Origin of the sequence: Massilia luteola (assembly GCF_034420155.1) — a bacterium.
In the GTDB taxonomy this organism is placed as follows: domain Bacteria; phylum Pseudomonadota; class Gammaproteobacteria; order Burkholderiales; family Burkholderiaceae_D; genus Telluria; species Telluria luteola.
This window is the reverse complement of record NZ_JAXOFN010000003.1, coordinates 248,222-263,365: the sequence shown is the minus strand read 5'-3', so window position 1 is coordinate 263,365 and position 15,144 is coordinate 248,222. Positions and strand designations below refer to the sequence as shown.

Below are 15,144 nucleotides of genomic sequence, written 5' to 3'. Positions count from 1 at the left end.
GATATCGACGATGAAACGATGCGCCGCGAATGCGCTCAGTGCAACTCTGCTTCTACTGGCGGGAGCGTTCCCTGCCGCCGCCGCGCCGGACTCGCGCTGGACCGACCATGGCGCGCCATGGACCCATGAAGGCGACCGCCACGGCGTCGCCGCCGGCGCTGTCTCCAGGACGCAGCTCGACGGCGCCGTCTACCAGAGCCTGAGCATGGAGGCGGACGTGGAAGTCGGCGCCGGCGGCGATGCCGGCTTCGAGTTCCGCACCAGCGGCAAGGCGGACGGCGGCGACGCCAATCCGGCTGGCTACCACGGCTACTATGTCGGATTGAGCACGGCGCGCAAAAGCGTGGTGCTGGCCCGCCTTGGCCAAGGGCAGTACAAGGACAAGACCGACCCGCAGGCGGAGGGCAAGGGCTGGACCGAGATGATCGCCTATCCGCTGGACCTTGAGGCCGGCAAGTCCTACCACCTCAAACTGGTCTCGTCGGGCAAGAGCATCGATGTGTACGTCGACGGCAACCACATGCTCAGCGCCGGCGACGACATGTATATGCGCGGCGGCGCCGGCCTGCGGGCGGACGGCGCCGCGGCCAGGTTCAGCCACGTCGCGTTGCGCGACCTGGGCACGGTGCCCGTGCCCGTCTACGACTTCTCGCACGTCAAGGGCGCGGTGTACGTGCCGACGAACGTGGTCAACTACCTGGAGTGGTGGCAGAACTACGACGCCGCCATCGTCGACCGCGAGCTGCGCTACGCCCAGGTCTACGGCATCAACACCCTGGCCGTGTATCTGCACTATCTGGAATGGGAGCGCGACCGCGTCGGTCTGCTTGCAAAATTCGAGAACCTGGTCGCCAGCGCGGCCGCGCACGGCATGCGCGTGGCGCCGATCTTCTTCGACGATTGCTGGGACCCGAATCCGCATCTGGGCGACCAGGGCGCGCCGATACCCGGCCGGCACAACAGCCGCTGGGTGCAGTCGCCCGGCGCCTACGTCAAGAACAACTACTACAAGGTCTACAAGGACAAGGTGCGCGCCTACGTGCAGGACATCGTGCGGGCGCACCGCGACGACCCGCGCATCCTGACGTGGGAGCAGATGAACGAAGCGGGCTGCAATTCGGCCAACCGCGAGCGCGCGATGAACGTGGTGCTGATGAACGACGCACGCATCGCCATCAAGGACACCGGCAGCACGATACCGGTCGGCTCCCCGTCGGTGCAGCAGTGGGAGCCCTGGTATTTTTCCGATTTCTTCTCCTTCCATTCCTACGACGCCGCCTATCCGGGACCTTTCGGCCCGACGGTATTCAATTCGGAGAGCATGAACCGCGGCACGCAGACGGTGCCCGGCATCGTCGCCCACTACGGCGCCACCAGGACCGGCTTCGTCATCTGGGAGTTCGGCATCGGCCGCAGCAACACACGCTTCGCCTGGAACAATCCGGACGGTGCGCCGGAGCCGGCCACGCCCTTCCATGGACTGGTCTATCCCGACGGCCACCCGTGGGCGATCGCCGACGTGGAGGCGCTCAATGGGCCGGTCGCCAGGATGCCGGTGTTTAAGGTCGAGTACTACAACGGCAATTTCGACACGCTGAAAAAAACCTCGGTCACGCCGCTCGTGGATTTCGACCTGAACACGGAGCGCGGTACGGCCTCGCCCGATGCGTCGGCCGGTGTCAGCGAGACCAATTACGCGATCCGATGGCGCGGCACGCTGGCGCCGCCGGCGGGCGGGGAGTACACCGTCTACGTCGACAGTGACAACGTGGCCCGGGTCTGGGTCGACGAGGTGCTGGTGCTGAACAAGACGGCCGCCGGCCGCGCGACGGTCGACGGGCGCATCGCGCTGAAGGCGGGCCGCCGTTATCCGATCCGCGTCGAGTACGTTCACGCCAGCGGGCCGTCCAGCATGCATCTGAGCTGGGCCTCGGCCGGCATGCCGCGCCAGCCGGTGACGGTGGTGCCGGACTAATCAACAATGGAGACAAGTATGACCCTCACTCGCCGCGCCTTCCTGGGCGCGACCGCCGGCACCGCCGTGGCGGCAATTTCCTCACTAAGCACCGCGCGGACACTCGCCGGGATCACGCAGGCGCCGTTCGGCATTTTGCCCGACGGCAGGCATGTCACCCAGTACACGCTCAAGAACAAGAGCGGCATGCTGGTCAAGATCCTGGATTTTGGCGGCATCATCACCGAGATCCACGTCCCGGATCGCGCCGGCCGCTTCACCGACGTGGCGCTCGGCTTCGATACGCTCGATCCCTACCTCGTCAAAGGCCCCTATTTCGGTGCCCTGATCGGACGTTACGGCAACCGCATCGCCCATGGACGTTTCGCGCTGGACGGCAAGGATGTCGTGCTGGCGACCAACGATGGCGATCATCACCTCCACGGCGGCAAGCAAGGTTTCGACAAGCGGTTGTGGACGGCTGTCATCGAGGGCGACAGCCTGGCGCTGCGTTACCGCAGCCCGGACGGCGAGGAGGGCTATCCCGGCAACCTGGACACCACGGTGACCTACAGCCTGACGGACGCCAACGAGATCGTCGTGCGCTTCCATGCCGTGACTGACAAGGCGACCCCGGTCAACCTGACTCAGCACAGCTACTTCAACCTGCGCGGCGCGGGCAACGGGGATATTCTCGGCCACGAAATGACGATCGCCGCCGACCGCTACCTGCCGGTCGACGCCGGCCTGATTCCGCTCGGCCCGCTCGCGCCCGTGGCGGGTACGCCGTTCGACTTCCGCCAGGCGCATCCGATCGGTCAATTCATCGGCGAAGCGGATCAGCAACTGCGCAACGGCAAAGGCTACGATCACTGCTTCGTGCTGAACCGGGCAGCCGGCGACCGCAGCCTCGCGCGCGCGGTGCGTGTGCGCGAGCCACACTCCGGCCGGGTACTGGAGTTGTTCACCCGGGAGCCCGGCGTTCAGTTCTACAGCGGAAATTTCCTCGACGGTTCGCTCCACGGCAAGGGCCACGCCTACGCGTACCGCGGCGGCTTCGCGATCGAACCCGAACACTTCCCGGACTCGCCCAACCGTCCGGACTATCCGACCACGATCCTGCGCCCGGGCCAGGTGTACGAGACGGAGATGCGCTTGCGCTTCTCGGTGGGCTGAACGTCGACGGCGAGCACGATCGGGAATACCGTTCGCCTAATGCGTGTCATTGCCAGTGCGGATCAATGAATTTTGCGTGGTATCGCGGATGGTGCCGCGCCGAAAGTGCAGCAAGATTGCTATTCGATTGATAGGCTCAGCTCAGTCACTGCGCATCGAGTGGGAGCGATGGACCCACAAATAATTAGTTGAAATGACGGGCCGTTGATCATCCAGTCCGGACGATCAACGGCTTTTTAGTTCGCAAGAGGCAGGCTGGTCGCCGAGGATGCGACGCGGACTCCGGCCCCGGTGGACGTCCGTTATTGCGCCAGCACCTGACGGACGGTCTCCCGTTCGCCCACGGTGTTGAACCAGTGCTGGAGGTTGTGCTTTCCGTCCAACAGCGTTTGGCCTTCCGGCGTTTCGCGGAACCAGGCGAAGTGCGGCGCCAGGCGGATGTCGGCGAGACTGTAGGTGGCGCCGGTCAGGTAGGGCGACGCAATCAAGGGATCGAGCGCATCAGCGACGCAGCGCGCCAGGGGCAGGGCAGCCTCGATCACTTGCAGGTTGCTCGGCCGCTTGAAATACGTGGGTGCGATCAGTCGTTCGAAGCCGATGTCGCCGCTCCACGACTTGAACAGGTAACAGTCGATGATGCCCAGGATCTGGTTCATGCGCGCCAGCTCATGGGCGTCCGTCGGCTGCAGCGAGGGGCCCGGAAATGCCTGGTCCACATAGCGCAGAATGGCCTGGGTTTCATATAGCAGGAACCCATCGTGTTCCAGTACCGGCACACGGCCGAACGGGTTGCGTCTCATGTGTTCCGGGTCCTTGAACGGCGGGAGCACGGTGACAAGTTCATAGTCCACGCCTTTCTCTGCCAGGCCGAGCATCGCGCCGCGCACGTTCGGGCTGCCGGCCATGCCGTATAGCTTCACTTCCATCGTTGTCGTCTCCTCCAGTTGAATTCAGCCCGCCTTGTCGGCAAAGCGCTTGAAACGGCGTTCGAACACTTCGACCCAGCCGCCGTCATACCTGTCGCGCCATTCGCGCGGCTCGACCTTGAGGTTTTCCCAGCCCGCGTGCACCAAGCGCACCTCGGTGCCGCCGGGCACCGCGCGGAACGTGACGTCGATGCGCTGCGCCTCGTCGTCGCCGACGCGCGCCCGCCACGCCAGTGCCAGCGCGTTGGGCGGATTCCATTCGAGCACGTGGCCCCAGAGCGTTTCCTCGCCTGTCGCGTCGATCTCATACAGCCGACCGCCGACATGCGGCTCGAAGCGGCAGTCGACCGCAGGCTTGACGGAAAAGCGGTCGAGTGGATACCAGCGCGCGATCTGGGATGTGAACACGTGAAAGGCCTTGGCCGGTGCGCATGCCACGGTGACCGTTTTTACGACCGGCGGAATCGGGAGCGTGTGAAGTGCGGCGGTCATGTCGCGTCCTTCTGCTTGTCGATCTCATCGGAAAACGAGGTGAGCGTCGCGCGCCACATGTCGTCGACATAGGAACGCAGTTCGCCGAGCGCGGCGCTGTTGGCGTGGTAGATGCGCCGCGTGCCCACGCGCTCTTCCTGGACCAGGTCCGCTTCCTTGAGTACCTTGAGGTGCTGCGAGACCGCAGGCTGGCTGATGGGGAGGCCCTGTGCGATCTCGCCGACCGAGCGCGGCGCCTTCACGATCTGCTCCAGGATGGTCCGACGCATCGGATCCGCAAGGGCGGCAAATGCTGTTTTATAAGTCATGGTTTATATTAGCCGTGACTTATATTCTGGGTCAAGCGTTACTTGAGCGAACGCCGGCGCGACATGGTCCCATTAAAAAACGAAAGGTCGTCGACGATGCGGATGCGATCGTCGACGACCTTCTGATTGGCGGCCCGGCCGGTACGCACCGGCCGAGCGGGCTACGGCGCTGTCGCGCGCCCTCAGCCTTCCATCTGCTCCAGTTCCTTGCCGCGCGTTTCATGCACGTAGCGCAGCACGAAGTAGATCGAGATCAGCGCGGCCAGCGTGTACAGGCCGTAAGCACCCGCCAGGCCGATGCTGGTGAGCAGGATCGGGAAGGTCACCGTGATCAGGAAGTTGGCCGTCCATTGGGCCGCGCCGGCGACCGCCAGGCCGGAACCGCGGATCTGGTTGGGGAACATCTCGCCGAGCATGACCCACATCACCGGACCCCAGGAAATGTTGAAGAAGATCACGTAGGCATTCGCCGCGACCAGGGCGACCACGCCCATCGTGCCGGACAGGGCCAGTTTGCCGCCGGCGTCGAGCGAGGCGCTGGCGAAGGCGAACGTCACCAGTCCAAGCGTTACCGTCATGCCGGCCGAGCCGATCCACAGCAGGGGCTTGCGGCCGATGCGGTCGATCAGGAACACCGTCACGATGCAGGCGCCGATGCTCAGGGCACCCGACAGCACGTTGATCAGCAACGCATCGCTCTCGGAAAAGCCCACGGCCTGCCACAGTACCGCGCCGTAATAGAACACCACGTTGATGCCGACCAGCTGCTGGAAAGTCGCCAGGCCGATGCCGACCCAGACGATCGGGCGCAGCTTGCCGGTCGCCTTGTTGACGAGGTCCGACAGGCGCGGACGGTGGTGGTCTTCTGCCAGCGACACGTCGATCGCGGCGAACTTCACGCGGGCCGCGGCCGCGCCGTACAGGCGTTCCAGCACGGCCAGCGCTTCGTCCTTGCGTTTCTTGGCGACGAGGAAGCGCGGGCTTTCCGGGATCGTCAGGAGCAGCAGGAAGAACAGCACGGACGGAATCGCCATCATCCAGAACATCCAGCGCCATGCCTCCTGGCCCAGCCACAGCACACCGGTCGATGCGCCGGCCGCGTGCGCCAGGGCATAGTTGCTCAGGAAGGCGCAGAACAGGCCGCTGATGATGGCGATCTGCTGGACCGTCGCCAGCCGGCCCCGGTAGCGGGCCGAGGCCACCTCGGCGATGTACGCCGGCGACATCACGCTGGCCGCGCCGACCGCGAAGCCGCCCAGCACGCGGGCGGCGATGAAGACGACCGAGGTCGTCGCAAAGCCCGCGCCCAGCGCCGACGTCAGGAACATCAGCGACGAGATGAGCAGCACGGTACGGCGTCCCCACAGGTCGCCCAGCCGGCCGGCGCAGAAGGCGCCGAGCGCGCAGCCCAGCAGCATCGAGGCGACTTCGAAGCCGAGCTCGGCGGAGGTCGAATGGAAGGCCTGCTTCAAGCCGTCGACGGTGCCGTTGATGACGCCGCTGTCAAAGCCGAACAGGAAGCCCCCGATGGTGGCAACGCAGCTGATCAGGATGATGAGGCGGGTGTTTTCCGCCGCATGGATGGTATTGGTGCTCTCGACGGCACTGCCGTTCATAACTGTCTCCTTGGTTTGTTATTACATCTGCGGCGAACGCCGGTTCATTGATTGTGGCACGACGAATTCTGCGTTACGCCCCGACGGTGGCGCGGTGGATCTGCTGCCGGCCGCCTGGCCGGGCGGCAGGCTCGTTGCCGACGGCGCGCCGTCCGGGCCGGCGCTGCGGATCATCGGGATGGCGTTCTCGTCGATCTTGAGCGCGGCGCCGCTGATGAGGCAGACCCGGCGACCCACACGACGATGCCGTTGCCGTTGACGCGAACGCCGGGCGCGGCCCACCGGCATTGCGCTGGCGAGATCGCGCGGCCAACAGACAGTGGCGGCGACGGTGGGCGTTGGAGTCGGGCGACGGGTTTCTAACATTTTCTACCATCAAACAAAGAGCGCTAACATATTTGCTGAGTCTCGCCGGTTTCGGTCCGTGTGTCAATGCATTGCGGCGGGCGTACAGGCTCGCCTGTGATGATAGCGAATAGCAAACGGCGATGACGGGGAGTCCGTGAAAGGACGCGTCTGGAAGACTATGGGTCGCAGTCGGCATCCAGCGGCGTGGACGTGACTGAGCTGGCACGGTAGGGCCGATGATGGTGTCGGGATGACGCCTGCAGGTCGCGGGTTAATTCAGGGCACACAGTCCATCGATGTAGACATCGAGGTGCCGATGGGCCAGCGCACGTTCCTCGGCGGCCGGCATCCCGACCGCCAGCGGCCGCGCAAAGCGGACCATGGCGAACACGACGTCCCGTTCCGAGAGGTCGGCGCGGACCCGGCCTGTCCGCACGGCGCCTTTCACCATGCCCTGCATCAGCGCTTCGGCGCGCGCGCGCAGATCGGGCCAGTCGCGCCGTTCCAGGAGCGGGTGGACGATATTGACCACGCCGATGCCATGCTCCAGCGCCGCGTGCATGTAGCGGCGCAGCGCGTCGACCCCGTCCGGCACGTCGGCGAGCAGGGATTCTCCGGCGGCGATGCTCTGTTCCAGAACGTGGCGCACGGCCGCGTGCAGCAGGGACTGCTGATCCGGGAAATGGCGGTACAGCGTGCCGATACCGACCCCGGCACGTTCCGCGATGGCGTCGCGCGCCGGATCGCCGCCCACGGCGAGGATCAATTCGATCGCGGCCTCGATCAGCCGCTGCCGGTTCTTCAGTGCATCTGCACGCATGGTGTTCACTCGTCCATTTTCCAAATCCGAAGCATACCGGGGTGGCGATCCTGTCGTGAAGCCTCTTGCTTTCCGCCGTGGCCGGTCTTGACATGCTTCATAAGCGGAGTATATTCCTCCGTTTATACGTGTCAAGCCGTTTGAGGAGATACCATGAACGTCGTCGTTCCTCTTGCCGAAATCGATCGGCGCCACGTCGCGCTGGTGGGCGGCAAGGCGGCCAGCCTGGGTGAACTGGCCGGGATCCCCGGTGTCGCGGTACCGCCCGGATTCTGTGTCACGACCCGTGCATTTGCGGCGCATGTCGGCGGCGCGCCCGCCATTGCCGCCGCCGTGGACCGGTTGGAGCGCCAACCGCCGGGACAAGCCGGCCCGGATGCCGGGTCGTGCGCCGACATCCGCTCGCTCATCGGGCAGGTACCGGTGTCGGACGCGCTCGTGCGCGCCATCGGCGCATGCCTGGCCACGGGCGGGGAGGGCGCGGCCTGGGCCGTGCGCTCCAGTGCGACGGCCGAGGACATGCCCGCCGCCTCGTTCGCGGGGCAGCACGCGTCCTGGCTCGACCTGCGCGGCGTCGACGCCGTGGTCGCCGCCGTGCGCCGTTGCTGGGCCTCGCTGTTCACCGAACGTGCCGTGTCGTACCGGCAGCGGAACGGCATCGCGCACCGCGGCACCGCGATGGCGGTCATCGTGCAGCGCATGGTGCCGGCCAGCGTGTCCGGCGTGATGTTCACCGCCGACCCCGTCAGCGGCGACAGGACCGTGGTCGCGATCGAAGCCTGTGCCGGCACGGGCGAGGCGCTGGCCGCGGGCGCCGTCGTGCCCGAGAATATCCGGCTGCGCGCTGGCCGGGTCGTCGCAGGGACGGGCGGCGCTCGACCGCTGCTGAGCGACGGCCAGGCGCGCGCGCTGGCCGCGCTGGGCCGGCGCACCGACGCCCATTTCGGCGGCCCGCAGGACATCGAATGGTGTCTTGTCGACGACGGTTTCCGGATCGTCCAGAGCAGGCCGGTCACGACGTTGTTCCCGGTCCCTGAACGGGAGGACGGGCAACGCCACATCTACCTGTCGGTCGGCCACCAGCAGATGATGACCGACGCGATGAAGCCGCTCGGCTTGTCGTTCTGGCAGATGGTGGCGGCCCGTCCCATGGTCGAAGCGGGCGGACGGCTGTTCGTCGACATTACCGCCCAGCTTGCCTCAGCGGGCAGCCGGACGGCGCTGCTGAAGGCGCTCAACCGCGACCCGTTGATCCGGAGCGCGGTGAACACGCTCCTGGAACGGGGGTTCGTTGCGACCGCGCCTGATGCCGATGGTGCGCTGCCCGCGCCCGCGCCCGCATCCGCACATGCGCCCGCATCCGCACATGCGCCCGCATCCGCACCCGCGCCCGCATCCGCACACGCACCCGCTCCGGCGTCGCCGCCGGATACGCCGGCACCAGCACCGCCGGACGCACCGGACCCCGCGCTCGTCGGCGAGCTGATCAGGGAAAGCGAGCACGCCGTGGCGGCCGTGCGGCACAGGCTCGCGGAGCCATCCGGGACCGCGCTCGTCGACGCGATTGCCGAGGACCTGGCGGCACTCAAGCGTCAGCTGGCTTCGCCCCGGAGCAGGCGGGCGTTGATGGCGGGCATCGATGCGCTATGGTGGCTGGACGACCATCTCACCGACTGGCTGGGCGAACGGGGCCTCGCGGACGTGTTGTCGCAATCGGTCGACAACAACGTCACCTCGCGCATGGGCCTCGACCTGCTCGACGTGGCCGATGCGATCCGGCCGCATCCCGCCGCGGTGTCGTTCCTGCGGCGGCTCGATGCCGGCGCGGGCCTCGCCGGCCTCGAACACGTCGAGGGCGGTCGCGACGCGCTCGCCGCGATCGACGGCTACCTGGACAAATACGGCATGCGCTGTGCCGGGGAGATCGACGTGACCCGCACCCGCTGGCGCGAACGGCCGGCCGCGCTCGTCCCGATGATTCTTGCCGACGTGGACCGGTTCGAGGCCGGCGAAGCGCGGCGGCGCTTCGATGCGGGGCTGGCCCGGGCCGGGGCCGTCGAGCGCGACGTCCTGCGGCGGCTTCGCGCGGGTCCGCACGGCGAGGCCAGGGCGGCGCGGGCGAAGGACGCAATCGATCGCCTGCGCGCCTTCATCGGCTATCGCGAATACCCGAAGTACGGTTGGATGTGCCGCTTCGACCTGTACAAACAGGCGCTGTGGCGCGAGGCCGGGCGCCTGGTCCGCCGCGGGGTGCTCGACCGTCCCGACGACATTTTTTACCTGCGCTTCGACGAGCTGCGCGAGGTCGTGCGGGCCGGCCGGGCCGATCGCGGTCTCATCGCCGCCCGCCGCGCCGAATTTGCGGCGCATGAACGGTTGGTGCCGCCGCGCGTGCTGACGTCGGACGGAGAAGGGCTGTTCGGCACCCTCGACCACCCCGGCCTGCCTGCCGATGCGCTGGCCGGATTGGCGGTCTCGGCGGGCACCGTCGAAGGCCGCGCCCGCGTCGTCACCGACATCGGCGCAGCCGGCATCGCGAGCGGGGATATTCTCGTGACCACGTACACGGACCCGAGCTGGACCCCGTTGTTCCTGGCGGTCGCCGGACTCGTCACGGAGGCCGGCGGGCAAATGAGCCACGGCGCCGTCATCGCGCGCGAATACGGATTGCCCGCCGTCGTCGCCGTGCGGGACGCCACGCGGCGGATCCGCGACGGCCAACGCATCCGCGTGGACGGTACGCGCGGCGTGGTTACCGTGCTGCCGCCGATTTGACGCAACGCCGACCGATATGCAACCCGCGGCGCCTGGCATCGGCCTGGATGTGAATCCGCGCCGGGCGCGCCGATGCCGCCCAACGCCAGAGGCGCACCGCTATCCTGGCACGCACGGCCGCATCGCGCACCTGGTCCGGAAGAACGAGCGCCATCGGATGCATGCGGATGTGTTCCGCAGGCGCTGGCCGGTCAACTGGCGGTATATCGCGCCCGGCGACGCGCTCTGGCCATGGTCGCAAAGGCGCGCCGCGCTTCCTGTCGCGATGGCGAGCACCGGTTTGGCCAGGTCAGCCGAGGCCGAAGCGCCGGATCGGCCACGCCTCGGTTGCCTGCGTGACGATCGCTGATGCTCGTGCAGTCGGTGGGCGATCCGGCCGGCGCCGGCGATGCTGGTTGCCCGGCGCCGGATGCGGGTCACGACCGCGAACCGCCGCCGGGCAACATCCGGCGCAACGTCGCATCCCGCAAGATGAAGTGATGATAGAGCGCCGCCGCGGCATGCAGGCCGATCAGCCACAACAGCGCCCACATCGCCGTGGAATGGACGTCGCCCGCCTCGTTGGCCCATTGCGCGCCGCGCGCGGCGATGGCCGGCAGCGGAACGACACCGAACAGGCTGACCCGCAACCCGTGCGACGACGCGGAGGCCCAGCCGAGGAGCGGCGACACCAGCAGGATCAGATAAATCAGCCGGTGAACCGTCCGTGCGAGCAGCCGCTCCCACGGCGCGGCATCGGATGCGTCGAGCGCGACCGGCCGGATCAACCGGTATCCGAAGCGCAGGATCGTGACGAGAAAGATCAGCACGCCGAACGAAAAGTGCAGGTCGATCGTGGTGCTCGGCGGCGTAGCGCGGCCGATATGGGGCAGCAGGAAGGCCGTCACGTACTGGATCGCGACCAGCAGGACGATCAGCCAATGATATGCCTTGGCCACCGGCGAATAGGCGTTCGGCACTTTGTTCGGCATGATTTCTCCAGGAATGCAACACGATTTTCCTGTCGGGATCGCCGTCCGGCCGGTAACGCATGGCGGGCCGGACCGGGCCGCGTGTCGTCATTGTAAACCGCGGTTCACTGCACGAGCGGCGTCTGGCTGCCCTCCAGTGTGATGCCTTCGATGCGCGCGCGGCCCACGAGGATCTGCAGGTACTGGTGAATGCCCCGCTGCAGCGCCGCCGCCGCGAGACAGGCGCCGATCTGCGACTTCACCGTGTCGAACGGAACCGGCGAGCCGTCGATGCGGCGCACGACTTGCACGATATGCAGCCCGAAGCGCGTTTCGACCGGGCGCGCCGCGAGTTCGCCCGCGCCCAGCCGGAACAGCACGTCCTCGAATTCCGGCACGCAGTCGCCGCGGCTCAACTGGCCGAGGCTGCCGCCCACGGCGCCGGACGGGCAGTTCGAATACTGCGCGGCCAGTTCGTCGAAGCGTTCGGGCGCGGCCCGCAGCGCCGCCAGGATGTCTTCCGCGGTCTCGCGCACGAGGTCGAGCGGCACGGTCGGCGTCACCTGGAACAGGATGTGGCGCGCCTCGACCATCTCGCCGCGCGTGAATTGTTGCGGATGGTTGCGGTAGTACGTGCGGCATGCCGCTTCGTCGGCCCGCGGCACCGCCACTTCGCGCGTCAGCAGCGCCTCGACGCGCGCATCGGCGTCGGCGCCGGCGATGCCGAGGCGGTCGGCTTCCTGCAGCAGCACGGTGCGCAGCACGACTTCGTGCACCGCCTGCTTGAGCGGGTTGGGCGCGCCCTTGTGGTGCGGCAGTTCCAGTTCGATCAGGCGGTCGTCGATCTCGACGCCGTTGACGGAGATTCCCATGATCTTGCTCCTCAGCGCGGGCGGACCAGCTGGAACGCGCGGCCCAGGTAGGTGACGGCCCCGAATCCGCTCCAGATGTGGACGAGGCGGGTGAACGGGAAGATGACGAACAGCGACATCCCCATGAACAGGTGCAGCTTGAACACGAGCGGCGCGTCGACGATGAAGCCGGCGGCGTCGCCGCGGAACGTGACGATGTGCTGGGCCCACGTCATCAGGAGCACCATCACGTGGCCGTCCAGGTGGCCGGCCGAGACGACGATCGACGACAGGCCGAGGAGCAGCGTGCCGAGGATCCACAGCAGCACGACCTTGTCCTTCAGGCTCGTGGCGGTGCGCAGGCGCGCGTTGCCGAGGCGGCGGGCCAGCAACAGCAGGATGCCGACCAGGCACAGGATGCCCATCACGCCGCCGGCGGCCATCGCGAACACCTGCTTGGCGCCGTGCGTGACGCCGAGCGTGTCCCACACCCACACGGGCGTCAGCAGGCCGACGGCGTGGCCGCCCAGGAGGCCGATGATCCCGACGTGGAACAGGATGCTCCCGAGGCGCAGCCCGCCCGTGTGCAGCACTTGCGTGGATTCCGAGCGCCACGTGTATTGTTCGCGGTCGAAGCGGATCAGGCTGCCGAGCAGGAAGATCGCCAGCGCGATGTACGGGTAGATCCCGAACAGGAATTGATTTATATAGTTCATGCTGCCTCCCGGTGCGCCGCGGCGCGCGGATAAAAATTGATCGGCTGCGGGCCGGGCGCCTGCGGCTTGAGCAGGGGCTCGACGCCGTCCGCGCCGGGACCGAACGTTTCCAGCGCCTCGTCCATGTCCTTGATGGGCGGTTCGGACAGTTCTTCCGCCGGCACCGGCGACAACGCCTCCAGCACGTCGAACACGCAGGCGTACACGCTGCCGTTGCCGGCGAGCTTGCGGCCCAGGTGGGCGAGCACGTGGACGGCGTCGCCCAGCAGGCGGCCGGCTGCCGCCTCGTCGTCCAGTTGCGACAGGAATTCGAGGAACAGCGGCACGAAGTCGGGCAGTTCGTCGCCCTGCATCTCGAGGCCGTGCTTCTTGTACTCTTCCATCAGGTCGACCATGGCCTGGCCGCGGTCGCGCGATTCGCCGTGGATGTGCTCGAACAGGTGCAGCGAGTGCGACGGCGTGCGGTCGAACGTCTGCACGTATTCCTGCTGCAGCGTGATCAGGTCGTTCTCGGCCAGGTGGATCAGCAGCGGCGCCACGCGGACGCGCATCTGCGGGATCAGGCCGGCCTCGAGCTCGGGCAGGGCGGCGACGAGGTCGCCCTCCGGATACAGCAGCAGCGCGGACAGGATGCGGTAGTGTTGCATGTTCAGACTCCTTCCGTTTCTGGTTTCTTGCGCGACTTGGGCATGGCGACGAAGATCGTCGATCCCTGCTTCTTCTTGCCGAACAGCGAAGCGTCGCTGGTGCCGTCCGAGCAGCCGTTCCCGAACGAGAAGCCGCACGAGCCCTTGTCGTTGAAGCTGTCCTCGGCCATCTCCTTGTGGCTGCTCGGGATGACGAAGCGGTCTTCGTAGTTCGCGATCGCCATGATGTGGTACATGTCTTCCACGACGGCCTTGGTGAGGCCCACTTGCTTGAGCACGTCGAGGTTCTCGACCCTGTCGACCGTCTTGGCGCGCATGTAGGCGCGCATCGCCAGCATGCGGTCCAGCGCATGCACGACCGGCGCCTCCTTGCCCGCCGTGAGCAGGTTGGCCAGGTAGCGCACGGGGATGCGCAGGCTCTGCGTGTCCGGCAGGATGCCGTTCATGCCCATCTTGCCGCTCTCCGCCGCGGCCTGGATCGGCGACAGCGGCGGGATGTACCACACCATCGGCAAGGTCCGGTATTCGGGGTGCAGCGGGAAGGCGATCTTCCACTGCACGGCCATCTTGTACACGGGCGAGCGCTTGGCCGATTCCAGCCACGCGTCCGGGATGCCCTGGCGGCGCGCTTCCGCGATCACTTCCGGATCGTGCGGATCGAGGAACAGGCCGAGCTGCGCCTCGTACAGGTCCTGCTCGTCCGCGACGGATGCGGCCTGCTCGATGCGGTCGGCGTCGTACAGCAGCACGCCGAGGTAGCGGATGCGGCCCACGCAGGTTTCCGAGCACACGGTCGGCTGGCCGGCCTCGATGCGCGGATAGCAGAACGTGCATTTCTCGGCCTTGCCGGACGACCAGTTGTAGTAGATCTTCTTGTACGGGCAGCCGGAGATGCACATGCGCCAGCCGCGGCACTTGTCCTGGTCGATCAGCACGATGCCGTCGTCCTCGCGCTTGTACACGGAACCGGACGGGCACGACGCCACGCAGGCCGGGTTCAGGCAGTGCTCGCACAGGCGCGGCAGGTACATCATGAAGGTGTTCTCGAACGTCGAGTACATCTCCTTCTGCACGTTGTCGAACAGCTTGTCCTTGCTGCGCTTGGCGAATTCGCCGCCCAGGTCGTCTTCCCAGTTCGGTCCCCATTCGATCTTGTCCATCTTCTTGCCGGTCAGGACCGAGATCGGACGCGCGGTCGGCGGCGTCTCCGACAGCGGCGCGTTCTGCAGGCGCTCGTAGTCGAAGGTGAACGGCTCGTAGTACTCGTCGATCTGCGGCAGGTTCGGGTTGGCGAAGATGTTCGCCAGGATTTTCAGGCGGCTGCCCTGGCGCGGCTCGATCTTGCCGGACGCCGTGCGCTTCCAGCCGCCGTTCCACTTGTCCTGGTTTTCCCATTCCTTCGGGTAGCCGATGCCGGGCTTGGTCTCGACGTTGTTGAACCATGCGTATTCGACGCCGTCGCGGCTCGTCCAGACGTTCTTGCAGGTCACCGAGCAGGTGTGGCAGCCGATGCATTTGTCCAGGTTCAGCACCATGCCGATTTGTGCTCTGATTTTCATTGTAGT

14 protein-coding genes are annotated in these 15,144 nt (G+C 66.8%); 3 read left to right on the top strand and 11 right to left on the bottom strand.

The window, feature by feature from the left end:
- Nucleotides 1-10: 10 nt before the first annotated feature.
- On the top strand, nt 11-1,975 hold the full coding sequence (locus U9J41_RS06540; protein ID WP_322401031.1) for a PA14 domain-containing protein: 1,965 nt from the start codon (nt 11-13) through the stop codon (nt 1,973-1,975).
- An 18-nt stretch (nt 1,976-1,993) separates the two neighbouring features.
- A complete protein-coding gene (locus U9J41_RS06535) occupies nt 1,994-3,130 on the top strand; it encodes an aldose epimerase family protein (RefSeq protein WP_322401029.1) in 1,137 nt (378 codons plus the stop codon).
- A 302-nt stretch (nt 3,131-3,432) separates the two neighbouring features.
- On the opposite strand, the gene U9J41_RS06530 is transcribed toward U9J41_RS06535, so the two are convergent.
- The 6 genes from U9J41_RS06530 to U9J41_RS06505 form a co-directional block, all read right to left on the bottom strand.
- On the bottom strand, nt 3,433-4,056 hold the full coding sequence (locus U9J41_RS06530) for a glutathione S-transferase family protein (RefSeq protein WP_322401028.1): 624 nt from the start codon (nt 4,054-4,056) through the stop codon (nt 3,433-3,435).
- A gap of 24 nt (nt 4,057-4,080) precedes the next feature.
- Nucleotides 4,081-4,548 (bottom strand): SRPBCC domain-containing protein, encoded by a 468-nt coding sequence (locus U9J41_RS06525; RefSeq protein ID WP_322401026.1) that lies wholly within the window; start codon nt 4,546-4,548, stop codon nt 4,081-4,083.
- The gene (locus U9J41_RS06520) at nt 4,545-4,856 is read right to left on the bottom strand and encodes an ArsR/SmtB family transcription factor (RefSeq protein ID WP_322401024.1); all 312 of its coding nucleotides are present in this window, start codon (nt 4,854-4,856) and stop codon (nt 4,545-4,547) included. Before U9J41_RS06520 ends, U9J41_RS06525 begins: the two co-directional genes overlap by 4 nt.
- Before the next feature lie 182 nt (nt 4,857-5,038).
- Nucleotides 5,039-6,472 (bottom strand): sugar porter family MFS transporter, encoded by a 1,434-nt coding sequence (locus tag U9J41_RS06515; protein WP_322401022.1) that lies wholly within the window; start codon nt 6,470-6,472, stop codon nt 5,039-5,041.
- Nucleotides 6,473-6,493: 21 nt separating this feature from the next.
- Entirely contained in the window at nt 6,494-6,709 is a 216-nt protein-coding gene (locus U9J41_RS06510; protein WP_322401020.1) for a hypothetical protein, read from the bottom strand.
- Nucleotides 6,710-7,091: 382 nt separating this feature from the next.
- Entirely contained in the window at nt 7,092-7,640 is a 549-nt protein-coding gene (locus tag U9J41_RS06505; protein ID WP_322401107.1) for a TetR/AcrR family transcriptional regulator, read from the bottom strand.
- Between the two features lie 153 nt (nt 7,641-7,793).
- On the opposite strand from U9J41_RS06505, the gene U9J41_RS06500 reads away from it, so the two are divergent.
- Nucleotides 7,794-10,415: a phosphoenolpyruvate synthase gene (locus U9J41_RS06500; RefSeq protein WP_322401018.1), complete on the top strand. Its 2,622-nt coding sequence runs from the start codon at nt 7,794-7,796 to the stop codon at nt 10,413-10,415.
- 416 nt (nt 10,416-10,831) lie between these two features.
- Here U9J41_RS06500 and U9J41_RS06495 read toward each other — a convergent pair whose 3' ends face one another.
- The 5 genes from U9J41_RS06495 to narH form a co-directional block, all read right to left on the bottom strand.
- Nucleotides 10,832-11,386: a cytochrome b gene (locus U9J41_RS06495; protein WP_322401016.1), complete on the bottom strand. Its 555-nt coding sequence runs from the start codon at nt 11,384-11,386 to the stop codon at nt 10,832-10,834.
- Nucleotides 11,387-11,490: 104 nt separating this feature from the next.
- The gene (locus U9J41_RS06490; protein ID WP_322401014.1) at nt 11,491-12,237 is read right to left on the bottom strand and encodes a peptidylprolyl isomerase; all 747 of its coding nucleotides are present in this window, start codon (nt 12,235-12,237) and stop codon (nt 11,491-11,493) included.
- Between the two features lie 11 nt (nt 12,238-12,248).
- On the bottom strand, nt 12,249-12,932 hold the full coding sequence (gene narI, locus U9J41_RS06485; RefSeq protein ID WP_322401012.1) for a respiratory nitrate reductase subunit gamma: 684 nt from the start codon (nt 12,930-12,932) through the stop codon (nt 12,249-12,251).
- A complete protein-coding gene (narJ, locus tag U9J41_RS06480; RefSeq protein WP_322401011.1) occupies nt 12,929-13,579 on the bottom strand; it encodes a nitrate reductase molybdenum cofactor assembly chaperone in 651 nt (216 codons plus the stop codon). The genes narI and narJ overlap by 4 nt, the downstream gene beginning before the upstream one ends.
- Nucleotides 13,580-13,581: 2 nt before the next feature.
- Nucleotides 13,582-15,138 (bottom strand): nitrate reductase subunit beta, encoded by a 1,557-nt coding sequence (gene narH, locus U9J41_RS06475; protein WP_322401009.1) that lies wholly within the window; start codon nt 15,136-15,138, stop codon nt 13,582-13,584.
- Nucleotides 15,139-15,144: the final 6 nt, after the last annotated feature.

Coding starts and splice junctions, on each gene's coding strand:
- U9J41_RS06540 (WP_322401031.1), top strand. CDS start 11: ATGAAACGATGCGCCGCGAATGCGCTCAGTGCAACTCTGCTTCTACTG.
- U9J41_RS06535 (WP_322401029.1), top strand. CDS start 1,994: ATGACCCTCACTCGCCGCGCCTTCCTGGGCGCGACCGCCGGCACCGCC.
- U9J41_RS06530 (WP_322401028.1), bottom strand. CDS start 4,056: ATGGAAGTGAAGCTATACGGCATGGCCGGCAGCCCGAACGTGCGCGGC.
- U9J41_RS06525 (WP_322401026.1), bottom strand. CDS start 4,548: ATGACCGCCGCACTTCACACGCTCCCGATTCCGCCGGTCGTAAAAACG.
- U9J41_RS06520 (WP_322401024.1), bottom strand. CDS start 4,856: ATGACTTATAAAACAGCATTTGCCGCCCTTGCGGATCCGATGCGTCGG.
- U9J41_RS06515 (WP_322401022.1), bottom strand. CDS start 6,472: ATGAACGGCAGTGCCGTCGAGAGCACCAATACCATCCATGCGGCGGAA.
- U9J41_RS06505 (WP_322401107.1), bottom strand. CDS start 7,640: ATGCGTGCAGATGCACTGAAGAACCGGCAGCGGCTGATCGAGGCCGCG.
- U9J41_RS06500 (WP_322401018.1), top strand. CDS start 7,794: ATGAACGTCGTCGTTCCTCTTGCCGAAATCGATCGGCGCCACGTCGCG.
- U9J41_RS06495 (WP_322401016.1), bottom strand. CDS start 11,386: ATGCCGAACAAAGTGCCGAACGCCTATTCGCCGGTGGCCAAGGCATAT.
- U9J41_RS06490 (WP_322401014.1), bottom strand. CDS start 12,237: ATGGGAATCTCCGTCAACGGCGTCGAGATCGACGACCGCCTGATCGAA.
- narI (WP_322401012.1), bottom strand. CDS start 12,932: ATGAACTATATAAATCAATTCCTGTTCGGGATCTACCCGTACATCGCG.
- narJ (WP_322401011.1), bottom strand. CDS start 13,579: ATGCAACACTACCGCATCCTGTCCGCGCTGCTGCTGTATCCGGAGGGC.
- narH (WP_322401009.1), bottom strand. CDS start 15,138: ATGAAAATCAGAGCACAAATCGGCATGGTGCTGAACCTGGACAAATGC.